At 72.5% G+C, this 24,712-nt stretch carries 18 protein-coding genes; 7 read left to right on the top strand and 11 right to left on the bottom strand.

Annotation, left to right across the window (positions count from 1 at the left end; translation table 11 throughout):
- A partial coding sequence (locus tag AC0B61_RS02910; RefSeq protein ID WP_471738811.1) for a non-ribosomal peptide synthetase occupies positions 1-3,405 on the top strand: 3,405 nt, incomplete at its 5' end.
- 107 nt (positions 3,406-3,512) lie between these two features.
- On the top strand, positions 3,513-3,833 hold the full coding sequence (locus tag AC0B61_RS02905) for a hypothetical protein (protein ID WP_471738810.1): 321 nt from the start codon (positions 3,513-3,515) through the stop codon (positions 3,831-3,833).
- Positions 3,834-3,860: 27 nt separating this feature from the next.
- Here the strand turns inward: AC0B61_RS02905 and AC0B61_RS02900 are convergent, their stop codons facing one another.
- The gene (locus AC0B61_RS02900) at positions 3,861-5,381 is read right to left on the bottom strand and encodes an SbcC/MukB-like Walker B domain-containing protein (protein WP_471738809.1); all 1,521 of its coding nucleotides are present in this window, start codon (positions 5,379-5,381) and stop codon (positions 3,861-3,863) included.
- Positions 5,382-6,071: 690 nt separating this feature from the next.
- On the opposite strand from AC0B61_RS02900, the gene AC0B61_RS02895 reads away from it, so the two are divergent.
- Both AC0B61_RS02895 and AC0B61_RS02890 read left to right on the top strand, forming a co-directional pair.
- Positions 6,072-8,576 carry a glycosyl hydrolase gene (locus tag AC0B61_RS02895; protein ID WP_471738808.1) on the top strand — a complete coding sequence of 835 codons (2,505 nt, stop codon included), beginning with the start codon at positions 6,072-6,074 and terminating at the stop codon, positions 8,574-8,576.
- Positions 8,577-8,756: 180 nt separating this feature from the next.
- A complete protein-coding gene (locus AC0B61_RS02890; RefSeq protein ID WP_471738807.1) occupies positions 8,757-9,134 on the top strand; it encodes a hypothetical protein in 378 nt (125 codons plus the stop codon).
- A gap of 28 nt (positions 9,135-9,162) precedes the next feature.
- On the opposite strand, the gene AC0B61_RS02885 is transcribed toward AC0B61_RS02890, so the two are convergent.
- Both AC0B61_RS02885 and AC0B61_RS02880 read right to left on the bottom strand, forming a co-directional pair.
- Complete coding sequence (locus AC0B61_RS02885) at positions 9,163-10,041, bottom strand: SDR family oxidoreductase (RefSeq protein WP_471738806.1); 879 nt, start codon at positions 10,039-10,041, stop codon at positions 9,163-9,165.
- A 235-nt stretch (positions 10,042-10,276) separates the two neighbouring features.
- The gene (locus AC0B61_RS02880; RefSeq protein WP_471738805.1) at positions 10,277-11,767 is read right to left on the bottom strand and encodes an IucA/IucC family protein; all 1,491 of its coding nucleotides are present in this window, start codon (positions 11,765-11,767) and stop codon (positions 10,277-10,279) included.
- A gap of 65 nt (positions 11,768-11,832) precedes the next feature.
- On the opposite strand from AC0B61_RS02880, the gene AC0B61_RS02875 reads away from it, so the two are divergent.
- Together AC0B61_RS02875 and AC0B61_RS02870 are read left to right on the top strand one after the other, a co-directional pair.
- The gene (locus AC0B61_RS02875; protein WP_471738804.1) at positions 11,833-13,371 is read left to right on the top strand and encodes an IucA/IucC family protein; all 1,539 of its coding nucleotides are present in this window, start codon (positions 11,833-11,835) and stop codon (positions 13,369-13,371) included.
- A 123-nt stretch (positions 13,372-13,494) separates the two neighbouring features.
- Positions 13,495-14,454, top strand: coding sequence for a TauD/TfdA dioxygenase family protein (locus AC0B61_RS02870; protein WP_471738803.1), 960 nt, complete (start codon positions 13,495-13,497; stop codon positions 14,452-14,454).
- Positions 14,455-14,544: 90 nt separating this feature from the next.
- Here AC0B61_RS02870 and AC0B61_RS02865 read toward each other — a convergent pair whose 3' ends face one another.
- Complete coding sequence (locus AC0B61_RS02865; protein WP_471738802.1) at positions 14,545-15,327, bottom strand: ABC transporter permease; 783 nt, start codon at positions 15,325-15,327, stop codon at positions 14,545-14,547.
- Positions 15,324-16,007, bottom strand: coding sequence for an ABC transporter ATP-binding protein (locus tag AC0B61_RS02860; protein ID WP_471738801.1), 684 nt, complete (start codon positions 16,005-16,007; stop codon positions 15,324-15,326). The genes AC0B61_RS02865 and AC0B61_RS02860 overlap by 4 nt, the downstream gene beginning before the upstream one ends.
- Positions 16,008-16,194: 187 nt before the next feature.
- On the opposite strand from AC0B61_RS02860, the gene AC0B61_RS02855 reads away from it, so the two are divergent.
- Positions 16,195-17,778 carry a serine/threonine-protein kinase gene (locus AC0B61_RS02855; protein ID WP_471738800.1) on the top strand — a complete coding sequence of 528 codons (1,584 nt, stop codon included), beginning with the start codon at positions 16,195-16,197 and terminating at the stop codon, positions 17,776-17,778.
- A gap of 47 nt (positions 17,779-17,825) precedes the next feature.
- Here AC0B61_RS02855 and AC0B61_RS02850 read toward each other — a convergent pair whose 3' ends face one another.
- From AC0B61_RS02850 to AC0B61_RS02825, 6 genes are all read right to left on the bottom strand, one after another.
- Positions 17,826-18,635 (bottom strand): ABC transporter permease, encoded by an 810-nt coding sequence (locus AC0B61_RS02850; RefSeq protein ID WP_471738799.1) that lies wholly within the window; start codon positions 18,633-18,635, stop codon positions 17,826-17,828.
- A complete protein-coding gene (locus AC0B61_RS02845; RefSeq protein ID WP_471738798.1) occupies positions 18,628-19,464 on the bottom strand; it encodes an ABC transporter permease in 837 nt (278 codons plus the stop codon). The genes AC0B61_RS02850 and AC0B61_RS02845 overlap by 8 nt, the downstream gene beginning before the upstream one ends.
- Positions 19,461-20,417 carry an ABC transporter ATP-binding protein gene (locus AC0B61_RS02840; RefSeq protein WP_471738797.1) on the bottom strand — a complete coding sequence of 319 codons (957 nt, stop codon included), beginning with the start codon at positions 20,415-20,417 and terminating at the stop codon, positions 19,461-19,463. The genes AC0B61_RS02845 and AC0B61_RS02840 overlap by 4 nt, the downstream gene beginning before the upstream one ends.
- A gap of 165 nt (positions 20,418-20,582) precedes the next feature.
- Positions 20,583-21,683, bottom strand: a complete 1,101-nt coding sequence (locus AC0B61_RS02835) for a hypothetical protein (RefSeq protein WP_471738796.1) — start codon at positions 21,681-21,683, stop codon at positions 20,583-20,585.
- 13 nt (positions 21,684-21,696) lie between these two features.
- The gene (locus tag AC0B61_RS02830) at positions 21,697-23,001 is read right to left on the bottom strand and encodes a metallopeptidase TldD-related protein (protein WP_471738795.1); all 1,305 of its coding nucleotides are present in this window, start codon (positions 22,999-23,001) and stop codon (positions 21,697-21,699) included.
- Complete coding sequence (locus tag AC0B61_RS02825; protein ID WP_471738794.1) at positions 22,998-24,359, bottom strand: TldD/PmbA family protein; 1,362 nt, start codon at positions 24,357-24,359, stop codon at positions 22,998-23,000. The genes AC0B61_RS02830 and AC0B61_RS02825 overlap by 4 nt, the downstream gene beginning before the upstream one ends.
- Positions 24,360-24,712: the final 353 nt, after the last annotated feature.

Raw genomic sequence — 24,712 nt, 5'->3', positions numbered from 1 at the left:
CGGCTCGGGATCTCCCGCGAGGAGCACGAGCGCTACTTCGCCGGGCTGCTCGGCGACGTCACCGAGACCACCGCGCCGTACGGGCTGCTGGACGTGTACGGCGACGGCGCCGGGACGGTCCGGGAGTCGGTGTGGCTGACGGACGAGCTGTCCGCGCGGGTGCGCGAGGTGTCCCGGGCGGTCGGCGTGAGCCCGGCGACGGTGCTGCACCTGGCCTGGGCGCGCGTTCTGGCGTCGCTCTCCGGGCGGGACGACGTGGTCTTCGGCACGGTGCTGTTCGGGCGGATGAACGCCGGCGCCGGTGCGGACCGGGTGGCGGGGCTGTTCATCAACACCCTGCCGGTCCGGGTCCGGGTCGACGGCACCGGGGCGCTGGAGACGCTCGGCGGGGTGCGCCGTCAGCTGGCCGAGCTGCTCGTCCACGAGCACGCGCCGCTGGCGGTGGCCCAGCAGGCCAGTGGCCTGTCCGGGACGGCGCCGCTCTTCACCTCGATCTTCAACTACCGGCACAGCGGCGAGGGCGGTGCCCCCGCCGGCGCCGCCGCCGGCCGGACCGCTGCGGACGTCCCGTCCGAGCGGCCCGCCGGCGAGATCCGGACGGTCTTCACCCGGGAGCGGACCAACTACCCGCTGTCGGTGTCGATCGAGGATGTCGGCGACGGCTTCGGGCTGACGGTGGACGCCGTTGCCCCGGTCGACGCCCGGGCGGTGGGCCTGCTGCTGCACACGGCGGTCGAGAACCTGGTGCCCTCGCTGGAGACGGCGCTGGCCGGCGGTCCGGACCTGCCGCTGAACGCGGTGGACGTCCTCGACGCCGCCGCGTCCCGGAAGGTCCTCACCGAGTGGAACGACACGGCGGCGACCGTCCCGAACCTGACCATGCCGGAGCTGTTCGCCGCGCACGTCGCCCGGGCCCCCGAGGCGCCGGCGATCCTGACGGACTCGGGCGACCTCTCCTACGCCGAGCTGGACGCCCGGGCCAACCGGCTCGCCCGGCTGCTGGTGGGCCGCGGGGTGGGCCCGGAGTCGCTGGTCGCGGTCTGCATGGAGCGCGGCGCCGAGCTGATGGTCGCGCTGCTCGCCGTCCTGAAGGCAGGCGGGGCCTATCTGCCGCTCGACCCGGAGTACCCGGTGGAGCGGGTCGCCTACATGCTGGCCGACTCCGGCGCGGTGACGGTGCTGGCGTCCGCGGACTGCGTGCCCAGGCTGCCGGAGCAGCCCGGTGCGCCCGTCCTGGTGGTCGATGAGCCGGCGACGGTGGCCGAGCTGGCGGCCCTGTCGCCGGCCGGCCTGGTCGACGCGGACCGGCTGGCGCCGCTGGCGCTCGCCCACCCGGCGTACGTGATCTACACCTCCGGATCGACCGGGCGGCCGAAGGGCGTCGCCGTCTCGCACGTCGGCGTCTCCAGCATGATCGAGGGCCACGCCCGCTGGCTGGGCGTGGGGCCGGGGGACCGGGTCGCTCAGTTCGCCTCGGCGAGCTTCGACACCTTCGGCTGGGAGTGGTGCATGTCCCTGCTGCTGGGGGCGGCGATGGTGGTGGTGGAGGCCGGGCGGAGGTTCGGCGAGGACCTCACCGGCCTTCTCGCCGAGCGGGAGGTCACCCATGCGACCCTGCCGCCCGCCGTTCTGGCGACCCTGCCCGAGGGGTCGATCGCTCCGGAGACGGTGCTGATCGTGGCGGGCGAGGCGTGCCCGTCCGAGCTGATGGCGCGCTGGGCGCAGGACCGTCCGATGTTCAACTCCTACGGGCCGACCGAGACCACCGTCGATGCGACGCTCTGGCGCTGGCGCCCCGGCGCCGGCGAGGTGGCGATCGGCGCGCCGGTGGTCAACACCCGGGTGTTCGTGCTGGACGCCAGGCTGCGCCCGGTGCCGGCCGGGGTGGTCGGCGAGCTCTACGTGGCCGGGGCGGGTCTGGCCCGCGGCTATGTCGGCCGGGCCGCCCTGACGGCCGAGCGGTTCGTGGCCTGCCCGTTCGGCGCGCCGGGGACACGGATGTACCGGACGGGTGACCGGGCCCGCTGGAACGCGGACGGCCAGCTGGAGTTCCTGGGCCGGGCCGACGACCAGGTGAAGATCCGCGGCTTCCGGATCGAGCCGGGCGAGATCCAGACGGTGCTGAACGCCCACCCGGCGCTCCGGCAGGCGGCGGTGGTGGTGCGTGAGGACGTGCCGGGTGACAAGCGCCTGATCGCCTACGTCGTCGCGGACCGGCCGGGTACCGACGCCGACGCCCTCGCGGACGACGTGCGCCGGTTCGCTGAGGAGCGGCTGCCCCGCTACATGCTGCCGTCGGCGGTGGTGGTGCTCGCGGACGGCCTGCCGATCACCGTCAACGGCAAGCTCGACCGGCAGGCCCTGCCGGCGCCCGGCTACGTCACAGGAACGGCCGAGAGCGTCGAGGGCGAGTCCGCGAGCGCGCTGCAGAGCCTGATGTGCGAGGCGTTCGCCGAGGTCCTCGGCGTGGCCGGGGTGGGCGTGGACGACGACTTCTTCCGGCTCGGCGGGCACTCGCTGCTGGCCCTGTCGTTGGTCGAACGGCTGCGCGCCCAGGGCGTGTCGGTCACGGTCCGGACCCTGCTGGCGGCGCCGACGGTGCGAGGGCTGATGGAGCGGATGAGCCTGTCCTCCGTCGACGACGCGCTCGGCGTCCTGCTGCCGATCCGGACCGGGGGCGACCGCCCGCCGTTCTTCTGCGTGCATCCCGGCGGCGGCCTGAGCTGGCCCTACATGCCGCTGGCCCGACACGTGCCGAAGGACGTCCCGCTCTACGGGCTGCAGGCCCGCGGTATCGACGGGACGGGTGAACTCGCTGGGTCCGTCCCGGAGATGGCGGCGGACTACGTGGAGCAGATCCGTGCCGTCCAGCCGTCCGGCCCGTACCACCTACTCGGGTGGTCGTTCGGCGGTGTCGTGGTACAGGAGATCGCCGTGCGGCTGGAGGAGGCCGGCGAGAAGGTCGGTGCCCTGGTCATCCTGGACGCCTACCCGGCGGCCCACGACGCCGAGCCGAACGCGGACGGTGCAGTTCCGTCCGAGGAAGCGGCCGGTGCCAACCGGGACGCGGGCCTCAGCCGCCTGATGGACCGCCTCCGCCGCGAGTCCGGTCGCGTCCTCGGCGCGATCTCGGACGAGGAGCTCGAACTCCTAGCCCGTGTGTTCCGGAATAACGCCACCCTCCAGGACGAGCACCAGCCCCGGCAGTACGACGGCGACGCCCTGCTGGTGGTGGCCGCCGAGGGCCGCCCGCTGGACACGCCGACCGTCCAGCGCTGGAAGCCGTACGTTTCCGGCGAGATCACCGAGACCCGCCTCACATGCGGGCACCTGGAGATGCTCCACACCGAGAACCTGAGCCAGGTGTGGGCTTCGGTGGAGGCGTGGCTGGATCGCGCGATGTGATTCCCAGCCACAGAACGACGGTCGTCGGGCCAGGGAAGGGCTCCCTGGCCCGACGACCGCACGTGCGGTCATTCAAGTTTACTCTCCGGGTTGGGAGTTGCCTGACGATGTGTATCGCGATCGACATGGCGGTGGTCGCTACCGACGTACCGCTGCCGAACAGGTCTCCCGGCCTCGCCGAGGGCGCGGCCCTCGTGGTGTTCGGCTTCCTCGCCATGGGGCTCGGCATACTGTGGGCTACCGACTTCCGAGCCATGGTGACCCACCGTCACTCGCGCCAGGAAGCGGACAGAGCGCAGCTGCCGTCGCTGCTTCGCCGGATATCGCCGCCACCGGTGCGGCCTGCCATTCAGCGCCTGACGGGAGTGCTCCTCGCTGTCACCGGATGCGTCTTCATCCTCAGTGGCGCCTACACGTTCGTGTCGTAGGTTCGGCGGATCCGAGCAAGAAGGTCGTCACCACCGTCCAAGACGAGGACAGGCACGTCGAGCGGGCCGGCCGTCTGGTCTGGGCCGCACCGGGCCGGGACAAGGAGACGCTGCGGGGCGTCTTCGACCTCCTTCCACATCGTGCAGTGGGCCACCGACGCGCTCGACAGCGTACGCCGCGAAGTACGGAACGCCCGAGCGCGGCGGCAAGGGCCGCGCCACCCCGGCCGCGATCGTTTCGCTGCTCGTGGGGATCGGGCAGACTCCCGCGAACGCCTCGTCGAGCGCGATCAGGCGCGGGGCGTGCGGATGGCCGGAGGAGTAGTGCGAGGAGGCGGCCGCGAACAGCGGGACGGAGGCGGCGAGCACCCGTTCACCGCCGGACGCGGGACCGGTGGCGGGCTTCCACTGGCCGTCCTGGCGGCGCTGGATGGTGAAGGAGTGCCAGCCGCGGTAGTCCAGGGCGCGGGTGAGCTGGTCGGCCCAGGAGTCGGCGGGGTGGTCCTCGCGGTCCTGGGCGATCCGGGCCTGGAGGAACTCGCCGACCTGCGCGCGGTCGGCCGGTGTCCAGGCGTCCGAGGACTGGCGCAGCAGGCGGGTGCGGACGGCTTCGAGGCCGGCCGGCGCGTCCTCGGCGGGCTGCCACTGCAGGCGCAGGGACATGCCGGTCGAGGTGGGGCGGGCCGCCAGGTCCTCGTTCATCGCTGCGACCTGCTCCTCGGCGCCGGTGATCAGCTCTTGGAGCGCTCCGGCCACCTCGCCCACCAGGTGGTTCTCCAGCAGTTCGCGTTCCTTGGCGGAGAGCAGCAGGCCGCGCTGCTCGACCTCCTCGCGCAGCGAGTCGGCGAGGGCGGGCACGTCGTGGGTGCGGCCTTGGAACACCACGTCGACGATCATGATGCCGTCGTGCAGGGTCATGCCCACCGAGTGGCCGTGGCGGCCGAGGGCGTCGGTGAGCACCTTGTGCTCGGCGGAGATCCGCTGCTGGATCAGCTCCCAGCGGCGGTCGGAGTCGTCCGTGCCGTCGAGTTCCTGGTTGATGGTGCGGGCCAGTGCCACGGCCGGGGTCGGCGCCCAGGGCTCGTCGGGTGCCGGGACGGCGATCCCGGGCAGTGCGGCGGCGAGCAGGCCGGTGGCGAGCAGGCCGGTGGCGGCGAAGGAACGCAGGGCGGCCACGGCCCGGTCGCGTTCGGCGGCAGCCTCCTCGATCCGGGCGCAGGTAGTGACATGGCGGTCGTGCAGGCCGGTCAGGGGGAGTGCGCCGAAGGCCGGTATGAGGTCGTGGTGGACGTGGTGGTGGTAGCCGGCGTAGGTGGGGGCCTTGAGGATCTCGCGCATGGAGAGCGGCCACTCCCTCAGGTAGTCGGCGACGGTCAGGGTCTCGTCCGCCGTGATGTCGATGCGCTCGGCCGTCAGGTAGCTCCGTAGTGCGGTGAGGGCTGTGTGCTGGTCCGGGAAGCCGCTGCGGCGGAGGGTTCCACGCTTGCCGGAGAGCGAGGACCTGTCCACCGCGTAGGCCCAACTGCCGTGGTCAGAAGATGCGTTCATGCTGCCACCGGTCGCGGAAGGATTCGGTGGCCGGGAGGTCGGGTTCCAGACCGCCACGCTCGGGCGGTCGGTCACTGCTGAGCGCCTGACAAGCGTTCCGGAGAGCCGGCACGCGGTCGCCGCCGGAGTGCGCGGAGCCTCGTCCGCCCCACCATCGGTGAAGCCCGGCGTGTGCCCCGGCCCGCTCGGGCGTCACGCGGTGGTGTCGAGCTTCACCGTGGGGCTGACCCGCCAGTCCGGGACGCCTTCGTCCGTCGCGGACGCGGGGTAGCCGGCCGAGCGCAGCCGTCGTGCGGCCCCGCGAGCGAACGCTCCGGCCCGGAGCCGAAGGCGAGGCCGCCGACCGTCCCGGCCCAGTGCGGCGGCCTCGGGGTTTCACACGGCAGGTGACTGCTTTCACTGAATGACTTTTTGGGATTCCGTTATGAGATTCCCCTTCACGCAGTGCCATTGCACGGGCCAGGCTTCGGTCTGACTCGCCGAGGGGTGCGACCGCACGCGCGGGGCCGGGGAGGAGGGGCGCGTCTCCTCGCCCCGGCCGCCCCGGCCCACGGCGACCGCGACATCGGCGACCGGCAGCCGTCACGCGCACGTGGCGAGCAGTCACCCTCCCTCCGCGGCGCCCACCAGGACGTGACCGGCCCGGCGGGCGCTTCGAGCTGCGCGCCGTGCAACCCATAAGGAGAGCCAGTGAGTTCAGGCAAGCGGCGGGTAACCCGCCTTGCCGTCAGCGCCGTCGTTCCGGCGCTGCTCCTGATCAATGCCATACCCGGCAACGCGGCACCGACGGACGGCACTTCCGTCGTCACCGACGGCTCGGCCCTTCCGCCGTTCGGCCCCGAGATGTTCGGAGACGAAAACGAAGCCGGTGGCGAGAGCGCCGACATCCTCGGGGCGAGCGCCGAGTACAACGCCGTCCGCACCGCCCCCGGCACGACCGTCAGCTCCGAGGCGTTCGCCGTCGGCCGCCAGAGCGCCAACGGCCTCCCCGGCACGGGCGGCCGCTGGAGCGAGCTGTCCAGCACGCCGTACGACACCGCGGACCACTCGTACGACCTCGGCCCGCACATGGCGGGCCACGGAGTCGTCTCCGGCCGGATCACCTCGCTGGCCGTCGACGGCGGGTACGTGTACGCGGGCGCCGCGGGCGGCGGCGTCTGGCGCTCCACCGACAAGGGCGCGCACTGGACCCCGGTCTTCGACCAGCAGGACACCCTGGCCGTCGGCGCGGTGGCGGTCAACCCGGCCGACCACTCGCTGTGGGTCGGCACCGGCGAGGCCAACAGCAACGCGGACGGCATCGCGGGCGGCGGCATCTACCGCTCCACCGACCACGGCCAGACCTTCCAGCCGGTCGGCAGCCGGATCCCCAACAGCATGGTGTTCCGGATCTCCTTCGCCGAGAACAACCAGGTCTACGTCGCCACCAACCAGGGCCTGCTCAAGCACCCGTCCAAGCAGATCCGCAGCCCCTGGCAGACCGTACTCAAGCCGGACGCCAACCCGGCGAACTCGCCGTACCGGACGTCCTTCATCACCGACGTCCAGGTCAAGCCGGGCAGCCACGGCCAGACGGTGGCGGCGGTGCTCGGCTGGCGTGGCGGCACCACGCCGGAGGACCTGCAGTCCAACGGCCTGTACCTGTCCGGCGACGCCGGCACCACCTGGACCAGGGTCGCGGCCTCCGGTGACCTCCAGGACGGCCACATCGGCCGCACCTCCTTCGGCTGGACCCCGGACGGCGGCAAGCTCTACGCGGTCGTCGAGGACCCGACCACGGTCGGCCTGGCCGGCGTCTTCTCCCAGGCCTCCGGCGATCCCGCCGGCCCGTGGACGAGGCTCGCCGACGCGCCCAGGCTCAAGGCCGCCGGTGGCCGCGCCGGCACCCCCGGCTCGCAGGCCTGGTACGACCAGCACATCACCATCGACCCGAAGGACCCGCAGCACGTCTACGTCGGCCTGGAGGACATCTACGAGACCTCCGACGGCGGCGCGAGCTGGGACACCATCGGGCCGTACTGGAACTTCGACCTGCCCTGCTACGACGACGACCCGGCCAAGAACACCTGCCCGGACACCACCCACCCCGACCAGCACGCCGCCGTGGTGGCCCCGGACGGCACCGCGTACTTCGGCAACGACGGCGGTGTCTGGTCCCGTCCGGCGAGCCTGCGCAAGGTCGTCCAGTGGACCGACCTGAACGCCACCCTGCGCACCCTGCAGTACTTCTACGGCGGCCTCGGCGCCTCGCCGGACGGCAAGGGCGACGTCGCCTGGGGCGGCCTGCAGGACAACGGCTACTCGGTGCTCACCCCGGGCTCCGGCCACATGGCCGAGCCCAAGGGCGGCGACGGCTTCGACGTCGTCGTGGACCCGAAGAACGGCAACCGGGTCGTCGGCGAGTACACCAACCTGGCGATGGCCAAGTCCGATGACGGCGGCCACAGCTGGTACTACGTGACGCCGAACTGCAAGCAGAACAAGACCAGCCCGTGCGAGACCGACGGCCGCTTCAACGCGCCGTTCTCCGCCGACCCCGCCGACGCGAACCACTGGGTCGCCGGCGGCCGCTACGTCTGGGACAACCAGGGCAAGGGCTGGGACACCACCTGCTGGCAGCAGGTCTGCGACTGGAAGGCCGTCCGCGACCTCGGCGCGGGCAACGCCTCCACCGCCGTCGCCGTCTCCGGGCGGACCACGTACGTCGGCTGGTGCGGCACCGGCAACGGCTGCAACCCCGGCGCCGCCACGCCGTTCACCTCGGGCATCGACACCGACTTCGGCGGCAGCTGGCACCGGATCAGCGCTCCCGAACTGCCGAACCGCTTCGTCACCGGCCTCACCGTCGACCCGGCGGACGCGGGCCACGTCTACGCGGTCTACGGCTCGTACAGCCGGCACTGGATCGACGGCGCGGGCGTGGGGCACGTCTTCGAGTCCCGCGACGGCGGGGCCCACTGGACGGACCTCAGCGGCAACCTGCCGGACGCGCCGTTCAGCGTGGTGAAGATCTGGAAGGGCCAGGTGGTCGTCGGCGGTGACGTCGGCGTGTTCTCCTCCACCGGGTCCGGCTCGTGGACCCGGCTGGGCAGCGGACTGCCGAACACCCCGGTGTCCGACCTGACCGTCTCGCCGGACGGCAGCTACCTCATGGCCGCGACCCACGGCCGCGGCCTGTGGCGGATCAACGGCTGACGCCACCGCCGCGCACGGCCCCGCCACCACCTCCCGGCGGCGGGGCCGTCGTCCTGCGCACGACGCGGAACCGGCCGAAGCGGGTCACCGTCCAACGTTTCCAGACCTGGCCCGAGTTCGGAGAACCGACGCATGAACCGACGCATGAACCGACGCGTGACCCGCCGCGTGAACCGATGCATGAACAGCCGCATCGCCACCATCGCCACCGGAGCGGCGATCCTCGTGGTCACCGGCACGCTCTCGGCCTGCGGGCCGGCCGACACCCCCGGACCGGCCGCCGCCACGCCGTCCGCGACCGCCACCGGCGCCCCATCGGCGGCGGACTCCGCGAGCCCGCGGCCTTCGACGACCGCCACCCGGCAGGTCGACGGCCCGGCCCCCGACCCGAGCCGCACCACACGGACCCCGCCCGTCCCGACGGCGCCCGCGACCCCGCCGCACCCGGCATCTCCCACCCCCACCCCCACCCCCACCCCTTCAGCGCCGGGCGACGTGGAGAACCCGACCGACCCCGAGCACGGCATGATCGCCCCACCCACCCGAACGTCCCGCTGACGACACGACGTGCGCGCGGTCGATGGGGTTACGAGCGCTGGGTGAACGCGGTGGCGTGGTCGGCGGCCCACTGGCGGAACGTTCGCGGTGCCGTTCCCAGAATGTCGGCCACCGCGGTGGTGACGTACGCGGGCTGTCCGACCGCCGAGCGCCACGCGGCGAGCAGCATGTCGACGACCGGGCCGGCGGCCGTGCCCGCCGAGAGGCCGCGGAACTCCTCCGGCGTCATCTCCTCGAAGTCGATCCGGCGCCCGAGGGCGTCACCGATGACGCCCACCTGCGCGGCCTGGGTCAGCGATTCGGGGCCCGTGAGGACGTAGTCGCCTCCGACGTGTCCGTCCTGATGGAGGGTCCGCGCCGCGACGGCTGCGATGTCGCGGTCGTCGACCGGTGCCGTCTCGGCAGCGCCGTAGGGCCACCGGACGACCTCGTCGGCCTGGATCGCGGGCGCCCACCAGGCCAGCGAGTTCGATGCGAGCATTCCCGGCCGGATGATCGTCGATTCGAGTCCGGTGGCCGCGATGAGCCGCTCGATGTCGGCGTGCATCGCCGCCATGGGATTGGGCTGCTGGAAGAAGGGGTGCGGTGTCCGGTGCGGGGAGGAGAGGAAGACGATCCGCCGCACGTGGGCCGCCAGCCGCTCGACGACTGCCGCGGTGGTCCGAGGCGGGGCGGTCCAGACGAGGAAGACCGCCCCGGCGCCCTTCAATGCCGGGGCGAGCGACTCGGGCACGGTGAGGTCGCCGGTGAAGACCTCGACGTTCGCCGGTAGCGTCGCCGCCGCCTCCAAGCGATGGGTGAGGGCGCGGACCGGCACGCCCGCGTCGAGGAGCTGGTCGATGACGATGCGGCCGATCCGGCCGGTCGCCCCGGTGACGAGCACGGGGGGAGTGTCTGTCCGATTCATGCCCCCATGAAAACCTTACTTGGTTAAAAAAGCAACTGGGTCATGAACGTTGGGGCGGTCGGATGAACGAGCCGATGGGATGGGACTGCGGGCCCGCAACACCCCACCCGGCGATCTGGGTCAGGCAGAGTGCGGGCAACGCGGCGCGGGGCCGCGACCGGCGGTCCAGCGCTTCACGGCCCGCCGCGCCGGTGCGGGATCTTCCCGAAGCTCGGGCTTCGGCCGCGTCGCAGGTTCAGCAGAGCAGGGCCGCGTTGGGTAGTTGTGCCCAGTGGTCATGTCCGGGAGCCAGCCGCATCAAGGTGAGGGCCTTGACCGGGAGCGGGTCCTCCACGAGGGCTCGGAGGTCGGGGGTGGCGGGGAGGTCTCGGGTGGCGGCGGCGAGGACCGCGCCGAGGGACGGTGCGCTTCCGGCCAGTGGGCCCAGTGCGCCCGTGAGCAGGCAGCTGAAGACCTTGCGGCGCAGGCTGGTGGGGTCGTCCTCCAGGAGCCGACCGGTCACCGGCGGCCGGAGTCCGTGGCGGGCCAGGCGGGTGGGGCTGATCCGGATGTCGGCGAGGTCGCGGTAGACCAGTCGCCGGGTTCGGCCCTGCTGGTCGAGGACGGCGAGGAGGTTCTGTCCGTGTGCTTCCAGGGCCACGCCGAAATCGAGCAGGTCGAGGCAGACTCCGACGGCAAGGCGCGCGAATTCGGCGATCCGGTCCCGCCGTTGCTCGGGCGGGAGGGGTGCGAAGCAGGCGGGTAGCTGTGCCACCGGCACGACGTGCTCTCCCGGCCCGGCGTACGAGTACGGGGACTGCCGCAGCATCGCGGCCAGATCCGGTGTGCCGTTTCCTGCCGCCGCCAGGGTCCGCGCGATGTGCAGTCGGCCGCCGAGGTGTTCCGCGGCCCGTTCGACGATCGCGGAGGTGGCCAGTGCGTGTTCCACCGAGTAGGCGGAGATGTCGCGTACCGCGGAGGTGAGTTGGGTGCTCAGCGCGGTCTTGACGTGTGTGTTCCCGCCCAGGTCGAGCGTTCGCAGGGACAGCAGCGGATGGGCCTGCGGGCCGGGCCGCAGGGGCTGTCCGGCCAGGGTGTGCTCCGCCTGCCAGGGGTGCACCGGGATCAGGACGCGTCGGCCGGCGCGCAGTTCCTCCGGCCATGCGCCGCGCACCATGGCGTCGGCGACGGGCGCGAGCCGCAGACTCACCACCGGCCGGTGCTCGGGTGCGTACGCCAGCTGCTCGGCGGCCGAGAAGCCCGGGCGGGACCGGCAGGCGGGGTGGTAGGGGTGCCCGTCCAGTGATCGCTGCTCCCACTCCCACGGCGTCGTGGGCGGCCCGACGGGTTGGGGGGCCGTGCGGGAGAGCGCCATCGAGGCGATGCTGTGGTCGAGTTCGCCGGTGAAACGCTCGCCGCCGGGTAGGGCCAGGGCCGTCAGCAGCCGGGCCGGATGGTCGAAGGGGCGGCCGTCCAGTTCGACGTGGGCGACTGCCGTCCCCGTGGCCCACGGGTCCGACGGTGGGCCGTGCAGCAGCCGCCCGTCCGCGAGCCGCAGGCTGGTACCGTCCCGGCTGGAGACGCGTCGCACGATCGAGGGCAGCGGCTCATGGACGAGCCCCCGCCACAGCCGTGCCAGCACCGCGGCCCGGGCTGCGGGCAGAGCGGCGAGGTAGGCGTCGACCAGCTCCGGACGGATGCCGCCCAGTTGCTCTGCCAGCTGCCGCTCGGCGGCGCTACCCGGCATGTGACCTCCCGTCGGGGATCCTCGCTACGGACATCATGATGGCTGGTGGATGGTATTGGTGGCTGATGGATGACTTCGCCCGGTCAGCTGACGCGCTGTCCGTTACGCCTCTGCTCAACTGCCTCCTGCGCGAAGCCGTCGAGCCGGTGGCGAGCGCCTCCACCGACCACGCCGTCCACCGCCTGAGCGCCACCGGCCGGCTGCTGCGCGTGCGCACCGGCCATCGGCCCTCCTCGCCCGAACTGTGGACGGGTGAGGCCTGGCGCCTCCTGCACCACGCCGACCTCGTCGAGGTCACCGCCCAGGAGATGCGTGCCACCACCGGGCGTGCCAACCCCGCGCTGGTCGCCGAGGTGACGGCCAGCCGCACGGCCCTGGAGGCGATCCTCGAAGCCCGGGCGCACGCCACCCCACCCGATGACCTGTGGCTGCGCTCCGAGCAGGCACTCGTCACGGGCCACCCCTGCCACCCGGCTCCCAAGGCCCGGACCGGCGGCGGCCCGCCCGCCGACTGGCTGCGCTACGCCCCGGAGGCGTACGCGCGGTTCCCGCTCCTCCTGCTCGGCGTGCGCGCGGACGCGGTGGTCGACGAAGGCGACACCCGCGCCCTCGACCGGCTGGGCCAGGCGCCGCCCGGCTACCGCCTGCTGCCCGCCCACCCTTGGCAGTTCGCCCTCACCGAGCACCTGCCGGCCGTGCGCACCGCCTTCGCCGAGGGACGGATCGTCCGGCTCGGCACCACCCCCTGGCGGGCCCGGGCCACGTCCTCGGTGCGTACGGTCCACGTGCCCGGGAGCCCCGAGCGCCCCGGATCGGCCGACCTGTTCCTGAAGTTCAGCCTGGAGGTGCAGATCACCAACGACGTCCGGCGGATGCGGCGGCACGAACTGCGCCAGGGGCGCCGTACGGATCCGCTGGTCGCGGCCGCCTTCGCGGCCATGGGCGGCCCGGCGGCCTGGTTGAGCGAGCCCGGGTACCGCACGGTCCGAGGACTTGAGGAGACCCTTCCGGTCCTGGTCCGCGACGGGTTGGAGGAGCACCTGGCGCCGGGTGCCACCGCGGTATTGGCCGCCGCGCTCGCGGAGGGCTTCGGCGGCAGTCCCCTGGACGGCCTGGCCGATCCGCTGCGCTGGTGGGAGGCCTACCTGGGCCGGCTCGTGCCGCCGGTGCTGGAGGCGTACGCGCGCCACGGTGTGGCGGTCGAGTGCCATCTGCAGAACACCCTGGTCGCTGTGGACGCGGCCGGCGATCCCGTCCAGGTCGTCTTCCGTGACGCGGAGGGGGCGAAGGTCGTCCCTGAGACGTCTCGCGAGGCGGCCTGGCGGCGCCTGGTGTACTGCCTCGTGGTCAACAACCTCAGCGAGATCGCCAACGCCCTTGCACACCGCTGTCCTTGGGTGGCGGGGACGCTGTGGCCGGTCGCCCGGCAGGAGTTCGAGCGGTGCGGCAAGGAGCTCGGCCTTCCGGAGGTCGCGGTGCTCCTGGCCGCGGCCACGGTGCCGGGCAAGGCCAACCTGCTGTCCCGCTGGATCGACGCGGACGGCACCGAACCGCGTTTCGTGCCCGTCCCCAATCCACTGGCCGCCACCCGGGGTCTGCCGTAGTGGACCGTCCGCGCCGCGCCCGGCCCGCGCGGCGGAGGTTCCAAAGGCTCCGGGGTTGGGCACCTTGCCTGCGGGAGGCGGCGCGGGAGGCCTCCGGGGCAACCACCTGAGGACAGTGGGGCTGTGGTGGCAGGAGAAGCTGTTCGTGCTCACGGTGTCGAGGTGCACCCGGTCGCGGGGCACATCGGAGCGGAGATCACCGGCGTCGATCTGACGGATGACGTCGCGGACGCCGTGGTCGACGTGATCAGAGCGGCACTGCTGCGATGGAAGGTCGTCTTCTTCCGGGACCAGCGACTCGACCATGCCGGGCAGGTGGCACTCGCCCGACGGTTCGGCAGGCCGGTCGTCTGGCCCCGGCGCGGCAGCGCGTCCCCGCCGGAGGTGCCCGAGATCGAGACCACAGCCGACCGACTGGAACTCTCCGGTCGGTACGGCATGGAGCGGGCGGAGTGGCTCCACCGGCGCAACGACACCCTGCTCCACCCCTGGCACTCCGACTGGAGCAACCACATCGACCCGCCGGCCGCAACGATCCTGCGGGCCGACACCGTGCCTCCGTACGGTGGTGACACCACCTGGGCCAACCTGGCAGCGGCCTACGCCGGGCTGTCGGCACCCGTACGCGACTTCGTGGACGGGCTCCGGGCCGAACACCGCCTCGGCGTCGGCTACCAGCCGCGGCCCGGCCACGACGCGTACGTCGAACACCTGCTCAGCCATCAGACGGCCACAGCCCACCCACTGGTCCGTGTCATCCCGGAAACCGGCGAACGCGTGCTCTTCGTCAACGGTTTCTACGTCGAACAGATCATCGGCCTCTCCCGCGCGGAGAGCCGAGCCGTCCTGGAGATGCTGCTGGAACAGGCGGTCCGCCCCGAGTACACGGTCCGATTCCGCTGGGAGCCGGGCAGTGTCGCCTTCTGGGACAACCGGGCCACCATCCACATGGCCCCTCGCGATGCCGCGCACCTCGACTTCCCGCGGATCATGCACCGGGTGCTGATCGCTGGAGAAGTACCGGTCGGCGTGGACGGCGAACCATCGGCACCCCTCACCGAAGGTGATGGGGGACTTCGGTGAGGCGTCGGCCGGGCGGGGCAGGCGAGCGGAGCAGGCGGACAGAGCCCGGCGCCCGCGGGGACGACCGGGATCACCGGGACGACCGGGATGTCAGCGTCCGGCTTCGGCGGTGAACGGTCGTAGCCGGTGGGCGTCGTCGAAAATGGCGCGCTCGGCCAGCCGGGCGGCGGTGAGGGCGGCCAGGGCGGCCGCCGAGAGCATCATGTACATCACGACGATCTGGTAGTGGATCGCGGTGAGCGGGTCCACGCCGGCCAGGATCAGGCCGGTCATCGCGCCGGGCAGGCTGATCAGCCCGACGGTCCTGGTGGAGTCGACGGTGGGCATGAGCGCGGTGCGCAGGGTCGAGCGGAGATGGGGCGCGAAGGCGTCGGCGGCGGGAAGGCCGAGGCCCAGGCGAGCCTCGATGGCGGGCCGCGCGGTGCGGGCCTCGTCGCGCAGGCGGACCAGGACCAGGGTGGTGGCCTGTATGGCTCCGGAGACCACCATGCCACCGACGGGAATCACCACCCGGGCCTCGGGGGCGATGACCCCGAAGGCGAGCAGCACACCGAGGGTCGCGGTGGTGCCGACAGCGGCCGCGGTGGTGGCGATCGGCAGCGCGCGGGGCATCCCGGCGGAGCGGCCCGCGGAGACGCGCCCGGCGATGATCACCATGAGCGCGAGCCAGCCGGCGGCTCCGGCCACGCCGGCGTGCCGGAAGACGAAGATCAGGATCGCGCCGACGACGGCGAGTTGGACGCCGGCCCGGACGGCGGCAACGGCGATGTCCCGGGCCAGGTGAAGCCGCTGCCGCCACGCCACCGCGAGCGCCACCAGCACGAGGGCGACGGAGGCGGCGACCCCGGCCAAGGTCGGTACGGCTGTGTTCATGTCTCCTTCTGGAGGTAGTCGACGCTGTCCGCGGGCCCGGAGGCGACCAGACGTCCGCCGCGCAGGACCAGGACGTGGTCGGCGACCCGGCGCGCCTGCGGGATGTTGTGGCTGACCAGTACCACCGCGAGCCCGTCCGCGACCAGGTCCTTGATGGTGCGCTCCACCGCCTGCGCGCTCACCGCGTCCAGGGCCGAGGTCGGCTCGTCGAGCAGCAGCACCTGCGGGCCGACGGCCAGTGCCCGCGCCAGGCACACCCGCTGGGCCTCGCCGCCGGACAGCCCGACGGTAGCCCGCCGCAGCATCCCGGCCGACAGGCCGACCCGCTCCAACAGCACGGCCGCCCGGTCCTCCTCGAGGCTCGGGCAGCCCACCCGCAGGTCGTCGACGACGCGATCGGTGAGCAGCACCGGCTGCTGGCCGACCAGCCCGACCCGGCGGCGCAACTCCGGCACGTCCAGCCGCACCAGCGGGCTGCCCTGGAACCGGACGACACCCGAGGTCGGCTCCGCCAACCGGTTCAGCAGGCGCAGCAGCGTGGACTTCCCCGCTCCCGAGGGGCCGACCAGCGCCGTGCACGTCGCGACCGGGATCTCGGCGGAGACCTCCTCCAGCAACGGCCGTCCGCCACGGCGCACGGTCACGCGGTCCAGGGCGAAGGCCTTGCCGGGCGCATCCACCCTCGGCCTCCCCTTGACGCGGTCCGGAAACGGGCGAAGCCAACAGTACATTTCGCCGAACGCCTGGCTTCGCGTCGACAGCACGAGGGTGGTCGCCGTGGCGCGGCGCCGGCACGTCGAGTCCACCGCACCGGGCATCTCCGACCCGGGATTGGCTGTCCGGGCAGACTCCGTCAAGATGTGCGTCATGACCGATTCAGGGGGACTGGTGGCCGGCACCGCTACGACAGGCATGCTCATCAACGGCCGCTACCGGCTGCACGAACGCCTGGGCCAGGGCGGTATGGGCACCGTGTGGCGGGCCACCGACGAGCGGATGCGCCGTCAGGTGGCGCTCAAGGAGCCGGTGCTGCCGGAAGGCATCGACGACCGGGAGCGCGAGGAGCGCTTCCGGCGGATGGAGCGCGAGGCGCAGGCCGCCGCCGGGCTCCGGCACCCGAACATCGTCCGGGTGCACGACATCGAGACCGTCGACGGCCGCCCCTGGCTGGTGATGGAGCTGATCGAGGGGGAGAGCCTCGACGCGATCCTGGCCACCGGCACGCTCAGCGTCTCCGAGGCCGCGGCGATCGGCGGCCAGATCGCCGCCGCGCTGAGCGAGGTGCACGCCGCCGGGGTGGTGCACCGGGACATCAAGCCGGCCAACGTCATGCGGACCCGGACGGGCGAGGTGGTCCTCACCGACTTCGGGATCGCGCAGATCGACGGCGGCTCCGACCTGACGCAGACGGGTGTCGTGGTCGGCTCCATCCCGTACCTGTCGCCCGAGCGCGCCGCCGGCCAGCGCCCCGGCCCGGCCGCCGACCTGTGGGCGCTCGGCGTGCTGCTGTACGAGGCGGTGGAGGGCGTCCACCCGTACCGCCGGCAGCACTCCCAGGGCACCGTCGCGGCGATCCTCACCGACCCGGTGCCCGAACCACGGCGTACGGGCGCGCTGACCGTCCCGATCATGTCGCTGCTGGAGCGTGACCCCTCCCGGCGGCCGAACGCCGCCCAGGCCCAGCTGCTGCTCGCCGGGGCCGCGGCGACCGTACAGCCCACCCCGACGGTGCTCGACACGGCGGCTCCGACGGCCGCGGCCCCGGCCGCGCTGACCGTACGGCTGCGCGCGGTCGGCACCGCCGTCACCGGCACGAAGCGGCGGAAGGCGGCCGCCGCCGTGCTGGCCCTCGCCGTCATCGCCGGTGCCACGGCCTGGGCCCTGTGGCCCACCGCCACCCCGAGCGCGGCGAACACGCCCGCCGGGTACAAGGCGCAGCAGGTGGCGTCGCTGGGCTTCGGCATCGCGGTGCCGCAGGACTACTCCGCCTCCGTCGGCAGCGACGACGCCGCCTGGGCGAGCCCTGACGGGCGCATCCAGATCGACGTGCGCGACGAGGGCAAGAGCACCCAGGACGCCCGGGCGTACGCGCAGAAGCAGCTCGACACCATGAAGGCCGACCACAGCAAGCCGCCGAGCTCGAGCTGCGTTGACAGCAGCCTGCCGGACCCGTTCTTCACCACGCCGGTCCACGGCCCGCAGTCGATGCTGCACGGCGGCGGGGTGAACGCCTCGGTCATCGAGTACGACTACTCGACCAAGGCGGAGGAGCAGTTCCCCTGCATCGCCTCGAACCCGGACGACAAGGCGATCGAGCAGTACATGCTCCACGACGGCCATGTCCTCCACCTCGCCGTCAACATCCGGGGCTACTACAAGGGGCAGTCGGACGGTCGGAAGGCGGACTACGCGGTCTACGAGCACGTCAGCAACTCGCTGAACTTCGGCTGACGCGTGCGCCACGGAGGCCCCGCCGGTCCTGCGGACCGGCGGGAGGGTCATTTGCCGGACAGCCGCCAGCCGCGGAGGCGGCCGATGCTGACGCGTTGTCCGCGGGCCGCGCGGTCCCGGGCCTGTACCACCAGCAGGGCGACGGCCAGCCAGCCGAGGCCGACGAGGGCTTCGAGCGCCAGCTGTGACAGCCACGGCGAGCCGGCGGCGGCGGCGCGGATCGCCTGGAGGCCGTGGCTGAGGGGCAGGACTTCGCCGAGCACGGCCAGCCAGTGCAGCTTCGGGGCGAGTGGGGCGACGACCGCCGAGGCGGCCAGCACGAAGTAGGACCCGAGGTTGCCGTAGAGGACGTCCCGGTTGCCGCCGACCGCGAGGGCGGCCAGGGCCAGGCCGAACATGGTGGAGGTCGCCGCGGTGAGCAGGTAGAGCGGAAGCGCCGCGGTGAGGGAGCCGAGGCTGCCCGCGAATCCGAGGATGGGACCGTCCACCAGCAGCACCAGCAGCGAGTAGAGGAATCCGGACGTCAGGTACGGCAGCGACCGGCAGAGGTAGACGGCTCCGGGTGACAGCGCGGCGGTCTGCAGCCGGTAGTAGGTGCCGGACCACTGATCGGTCATCGGTACGTCGCAGACGCCGATCACGGTGTCCGTGCAGGCGGCGAAGGCGATCGCGCCGACGAACGCGAAGTGCGCGCCGTCCTGGCCGCCGACCAGGCGTCCGAGCATGGTGTAGAAGATCCCCTGCAGCAGCAGCCGGGGCAGGGTGGTGGTCAGCTGGACCTTGAGCGGGTTGTCGGCGAGGTAGATCAGGTAGCCGGTCCTGACCGCCTCGATGCGGCGCCGGGCGTGCTCAGCCAAGGTCGATCGTCCCCTTTCGGCGTGCCCGGTCCACGACGCGACGGAAGAGGACGTGGCCGGTCACGTGGTACAGCGCGGTGAGCAGGACGACCATGGACAGGGCCGTGAGCGGGACGGCGCCGCCGTCGGCGACGCTGCCGAGGAACCGGTCGGCCCAGTAGAGGCTGATCAGCCGGGACAGCCAGGAGAGCGGTTCGGGGATGAGCGAGGTCGGGATCAGCAGCCCCCCGAGGATGAACACCGGGTAGGTCAGCGCGGCGGTGACGTGCACGGCGTGCCGGGTCAGCACGAAGAGGCCGCAGAGCGCGAACCCCAGGGCCGTTCCCGAGAGGGCGACCAGTACCGCGCCCAGCAGCAGCCAGGGCACGGCTCCGAGCGGCACCGAGGCTCCGGCGACCAGCGCCAGCACCAGGCTGGTGCCGGCCAGCGTGGTCAGCACCAGCAGTGAGCTGCCGAGGCACTTGCCGACCACGACCAGGCGCGGGTCGGTCAGGCTGGTGAGGTTCCTGGCCAGGGTGCCCTCGGCGATCTCCCGGCGCAGGATTCCGCCGACGGCCCACAGGGTCGCGCCCCACAGCGAGGTGAGCAGGATCGCGATCAGCCGCGATGTCCGTTGGGCCGGCGAGTCGGCGCCGTGCTGGGTGGCCGTCACCACGTAGAAGACCACCGGCTGGACCACCGCCGTGATCGGCACGGCCGGGTGGCTGCGGATGACCAGGATCTGCATCCGCGCGGAGGCGGCCAGGATCCGCGTCCAGCGGGCCACCGCCCGCGCCGCGGCGGTGGCGGAGCCGGTCCGGGCAGCGCCGCTCAGCGCACCGCTACTCATCGGACCGTCTCGGCCTGGAGCTGGATGAAGGCGTCCTCCAGACGCGCGGGCAGCACCTCCATGCCCTCGATCCGCGCCTGCCCGAGCGCCTCCCCGAGGCCTATCAGGACCTCGGGGCTCCAGTGCGGGAGCCGCAGGGTCACCTGCCAGCCCCCGGCGTCGGTTTCGATCCGGACGCCGACCGCGCCCGTCGGACGGAACCGCTCCTCGGCCGGCGCGGTGCCGGAGCCCCGCACCACGACGGTGGCGGCGTAGCCCAGGCTGGCCGAGAAGTCGGCAACCGACATCTCGTGGGTGACCCGGCCCTTGTCCAGCATCACCACGCGGTCCGCGAGTTCCTCGATGTCGAGCAGGTAGTGGCTGGTCAGCAGGACCGACACGCCACTGCTGCGCAGCGAGGCGACCGAGGCCCGCAGCCGAGCCGCCTCGACCGGGTCGAGACCGACCGTGGGCTCGTCGAGCAGCAGGACCTGCGGGTCGGAGATCAGGCCGATGGCGATGTGCAGCCGCTGGCGCATTCCCTTGGAGAACGACTCGACCCGGCGGTCGGCGGCCTGGCCGAGCCCGACCTCCTCCAGGGCCGAATCCAGCCGCGCCATCAGACGGCGGTGCGCGATGCCGTCCAGCATGCCGAAGAAGCGGAGGTTCTCGCGGGCCGTCAACTGCCCGTACAGTCCGCGGTCGCCGCCGAGGACCACCGACTGGTGGGCGCGGACCGCGGTCGGGTTCCGCAGCACGTCCGCCCCCAGCACCCGGGCGGTGCCCGTGGTGGGCAGCAGGAGGGTCGAGAGGATCTTGGTCAGGGTGGTCTTGCCGGCGCCGTTGCCGCCGAGCAGGCCGACGATCTCTCCTCGGCCGACGTTGAAGGACACCCCGTCCAGGGCAACCAGGTTCTTCCCGGACTCGGTGAACACACGTCCCACGTCCAGGATCTCGATCGCCGGATGATCCACGGCGCCAACCCTCCTCACGATCCGCGGCGTCGGCCGCGCCACACGGATGAGCGGGGGGCGGCTCGAAAGCCGCCCCCCGCCAGACAAACGATTAGCCGAGGGCCTCGGCCGCGTACTCGTTGTCCTCGATGATGTCCATCTCGTTGTTCTCCATGTCCAACCTCCTTATTGACTATCGGGTGTTGCAACGCCGTCGCCCGGTGCGACGACGTTCCGCTCGATCAACTGCGCAGTGGCAGTGTCGAGAAGTTCTCGGGGTGTCCCGGCAAGGTCGGGGCGGGTCTCGAAGCCGCGGTGCACGTCATCGAGGGGGCGGCCGTCCAGCTCACGCCAGAGGCGGATGGTGCCCTGCTTGACCCGGTAGCCGGCATCCGGTCCGGCCATGCCCCAGGAGTCGGAGAGGCGGACGGGCACCACCCAGGGGCTCCTGGTCGGGCCGCCGTCCTGCCAGTGCGCGGGGCAGGCGGCGATGCGCGGGGCCGGCGCGTCCCAGCCGTCGAGCAGCGCGTTGACCACCAGGTGGCCGGCCACGCGCATGCGCTCGGTGACGATGCCGGTGGTCTCCTCGATGCCGCCGGGGGACTGCGGCAACCGCAGGCCGTCCCAGATCTGCGGGAGCACCGCGCGCAGCGCCTCGTTGCGGGCCGCGCGCCGCAGCAGGAACTTGCGGCCCAGGTAGACGTCGCCGACGGCGGCGAGTGCGCATTCCACCGCGCACTCGACGGCGATCGAGGAGGACTGCAGCGCGGTGAGTTCGTCGCCGACCTGCAGCGCCCCCAGCGCGTCCTCACCGAAGCCCGACACATCGTAGGCCCAGCGCGTCATCAGGATCTTACGCACAGTCAGCTTCGCCTGGCCAGTGGGCGGAAGGCCACTGTCCTTGTCGATCAGCACCGAGCCGATCGCGTAGCGGATCGACGGCTGCAGCTCGACATCGCCCACCAGGACCTGCCAGCGGTCCTCACGGCCGGCCGTGAACTCGGTGCAGATCGCGGCGATCCGTTCGAGCTGCCCGGTCGACAGGGGGTTGATCTGGACGACGTACCCGCCTTCGCGGTAGGCCCGCTTCGGCAGTTCGGTGCCCGGCTGGGCGGCGACGTACAGGTCGACGTCCGACATCCCGTGGCCCAGGCCCGCGGCCAACGAGCCACCGATGAAGGCCAGTCGCACCTTCTCGGAGTCGACGACCCGCTCCAGGACGGCCCGGGCGGCCGCCAGATGCGTCTCGTCGACGAACTTGTCGGCCACCGCAGTCAGGGCCGGCATCGACAGCTCCTCATCAATCACCGTAGACCACCGAACCGTTGAGTAGACACCAGGAGCCTCCGTGCAGACCTTGGATGCGAAAGAACTCGGTACCGGAGTACACCTCGTCGAAGGCGCCGAGGAACTCGCCCGGTGCGGCCGACAGCGCGATCCGCCCCGTTCCGACCGGCTTTCCGTCGCGTATAACCGATCCGGTCAGCTCGCACTCGATGCGTCCGGTCGTGAAGTCCAGACCGCCGCGGAAGCCGCGCAGGTCCTCGGCGACGAACCCGTCTCCCGGCAGGCTCTCCGGTGTCGCGACCGCCTGTTCCGAGGTCGGCTCGACGTAGCAGGCGGCAGTGGCCGGCACGATCTCGCTGTCCCAACCACCCCACTGAGCGCTTCCGGTGGAGGGGCCGGCGCTGGTGCAGCCGAGCAGTCCGGCGATCCGTCCCCGGTCCAGCAGGACCGTGCGGCGACGCGCCACTCCCTCGTCATCCACCGGAATGACCCCCGGTCCGCGCCGGGCCGCGCCGTCGTCCACCAGCACCAGCCGCTGCCGGCCCGTGCCGATGACATCGCCCACCTGCCGGGTGTGGACCCGGTTGGCGTTGCGCAGGAAGGCGCGGCTGATCCGGCCGACGACGCGGGCGACGAGCAGCGGCGACAGCAGGACCCACCGGGGCCGGCCGGCCGGGGCCGGCGGTCCGGTCAGGGCGCCGAGGCTTCGGGTGTACTCCGCCAGTGCGCCGTCGATCGGAAGCTCGGTGAGGCTCCGGCGGATCCGGGCTCCCTGGGCGGCGTCCAGACCGCGGGTGGCCGAGCGGATGTGCAGCTGCGCCTCGGTCTGCTCGTGCAGTTCGCTGCGGCCGGTGGAGTCGTGGAGCACCACGACACGCCGGGTGCTGCCGACCGTGACCACCGCCGGACCGCCGGCCGAGGCGTCCGAGTGGACGGCCGCGGCGACGGCCCGCAGCCGCGCCGGTGTGCTGGAGTCGTGGGCCGGCTCCGGTGCCGGACTCGCCGTCGGCCGCCCGTGGGCGTCCTCCGGCGCGACCGGACGGCGCGGCATCTCGGCCCGGGCCCGTCGGGCGTCGGCCAGGATCGCGGCCAGTCCTCGCTCGTCGAGCACGTTGCCGGTGGCCAGGCCGAGCCGATCGTCCACGGACGAGCGGACGCCGATCATCCAGCCGTCGGAGATCTGGTCATGTGCCTGGCCCGACGGGCCGAGCCGGGTCATCGCGGTGCGGACGCGGCGGGCGAAGACCTCGATCCGCTCGTCGTTCCGCGCCTGCGCCACGACAGCGGCGCACAGGGCGGCAGGGTCTGCGGTGGTCATGCGGGCACCCCCTTGCCGCGGATGCCCAGCTGACCGAGCCTCAGGGTGGGAGCCCGGTGCGAGACCGGGAGCCAGCGACCCTGGCGGCCGCACATCGACACGCTTCCGGCCGCGTCGTTGCCGACCGCGTCCAGGGTGGCGAGTTCCGCCAGTCCGCCGTGGATGGTGAATCCGGTGAGCGGCCGGCCGATCTCGCCGTTGACGATCTCCCGTGCCTCGGTCACCCGGATCAGGAAGCGTCCCTCGTTGGGAACGGCGTCCGAGGAGCCGACCTCCAGGACGAGGATCCCGTCAGCCGTGTCGCGGACGATGTCCTGCGGAGAATCCGGTCCGCGCTCCACCGTCAGGTGTCGCATCCGCGGTACCGGCGGGTTGGTGTAGGCACCCCGGCGGGCGTGGCCACTGGCTCGAACGCCCAGGCGTGCCGCGTGGGTGCGGTCCGTCAGGACTCCTTCGACGGCGCCGCCCACGATGAGATCGGCCGCCGCGGTGCAGGGCGTGCCTTCCTCGTCGCTCGTCACCCGCTCCCAGGCCCACGGGTCGGAGGCATCGTCGCGAACCGTCAGGTCGGGATGGGAGACCGACTGGCCGCGCTGACGCCACAGACTCGAGGAGACGGCGGTGTCGGCTTCCAGGGCATGCCCGACGACCTCGTGTGCGAAGACGCCCGCGGCCTCCGGGGCCAGGACGACCACCGCTCGGGCGCGGCTCGGCGCCGTGGCGACGGCGAGACTGGCGGCTCGTTCCGCCGCCCTCCGACCGGCCTCGGCTGCCCGTTCGACGGTCAGCGGCAGCTGCGCCAGCTCGGCGACGGTCACCGTTCCACGCTGCGCACCGATTCCCGCACTCACGGTGAGCCGACGCATTCCGACGGTCTGCCGGAGCGTGGGGCCGGCCGCCCCGGATATGCCCGGGCCGGATACGTAGCAGCGTTCCTGGTGCCACAGTCGGGCCTCGGCGGTCCGGGCGCCGCACGAAAGTGCCGCCTCCCTCGCCGCCGCCAGGAGTTCACCGGCCGCGTACTGTTCGGTGGCGATGGCCGGGGCCGGCCCTTCGACCAGCGCGGAAGCGGATTTGAGCGCGTCTTCGAGATTACCGATCGGTAGCTTTGTGGCCACCTCCGCGACATCCGAAAGCAATGCCCGGACGTGCTCCGTCCCGACGCCGGAGCGCTGGACGAAGAAGCTTTCCGCCGCGCCCGTCGACCGGACCGCCATGCCGTCGACGCGGCGGGTGGAGAGCAGCTGCCGGCCGGCCGAGTCCACCGCCGTGACCTGCTCAAACCCTCGCTCCACGTAGACGTCGGCAGCACTGCCTGTCACCTGCGCCCCGGAGGAGGAAGCTTCCGGACGATCCATTTCCCACCCTCTCCTTCGTCGCGGGCAGCCGACACCGGCGCCACTTCGTCAATACCTGGAATGCCGTGCTGGAAAATCTGGGAGGACAGCGCCGCCGCCGCTCCGCTCGACTGTGGGAGCGCAGCCGGGCCGGCCGTCCATATCAGGGGAGGAATACCGGACCTGCCAGTGCAGGGATATCCCGGAGAATCAGAGCCGGGACTCGAAGGACAACAGTCCCGATTTCCGGACGGAGTCGGTTCTGCTTTCGTTTCCGTCAACCGCTCTGCATTCGAAGCTAGAGACTGGGAGCCGGTGGCGTCAAGCCCGGATTTGCTGGTTGTTCGAAATTCTTCGGTGCGACCGCCGAACTC

This window comes from Kitasatospora sp. NPDC023385, from assembly GCF_055664045.1.
Note: the sequence above shows the minus strand (reverse complement) of the source record. Positions and strands in the feature narration are given on the sequence as shown.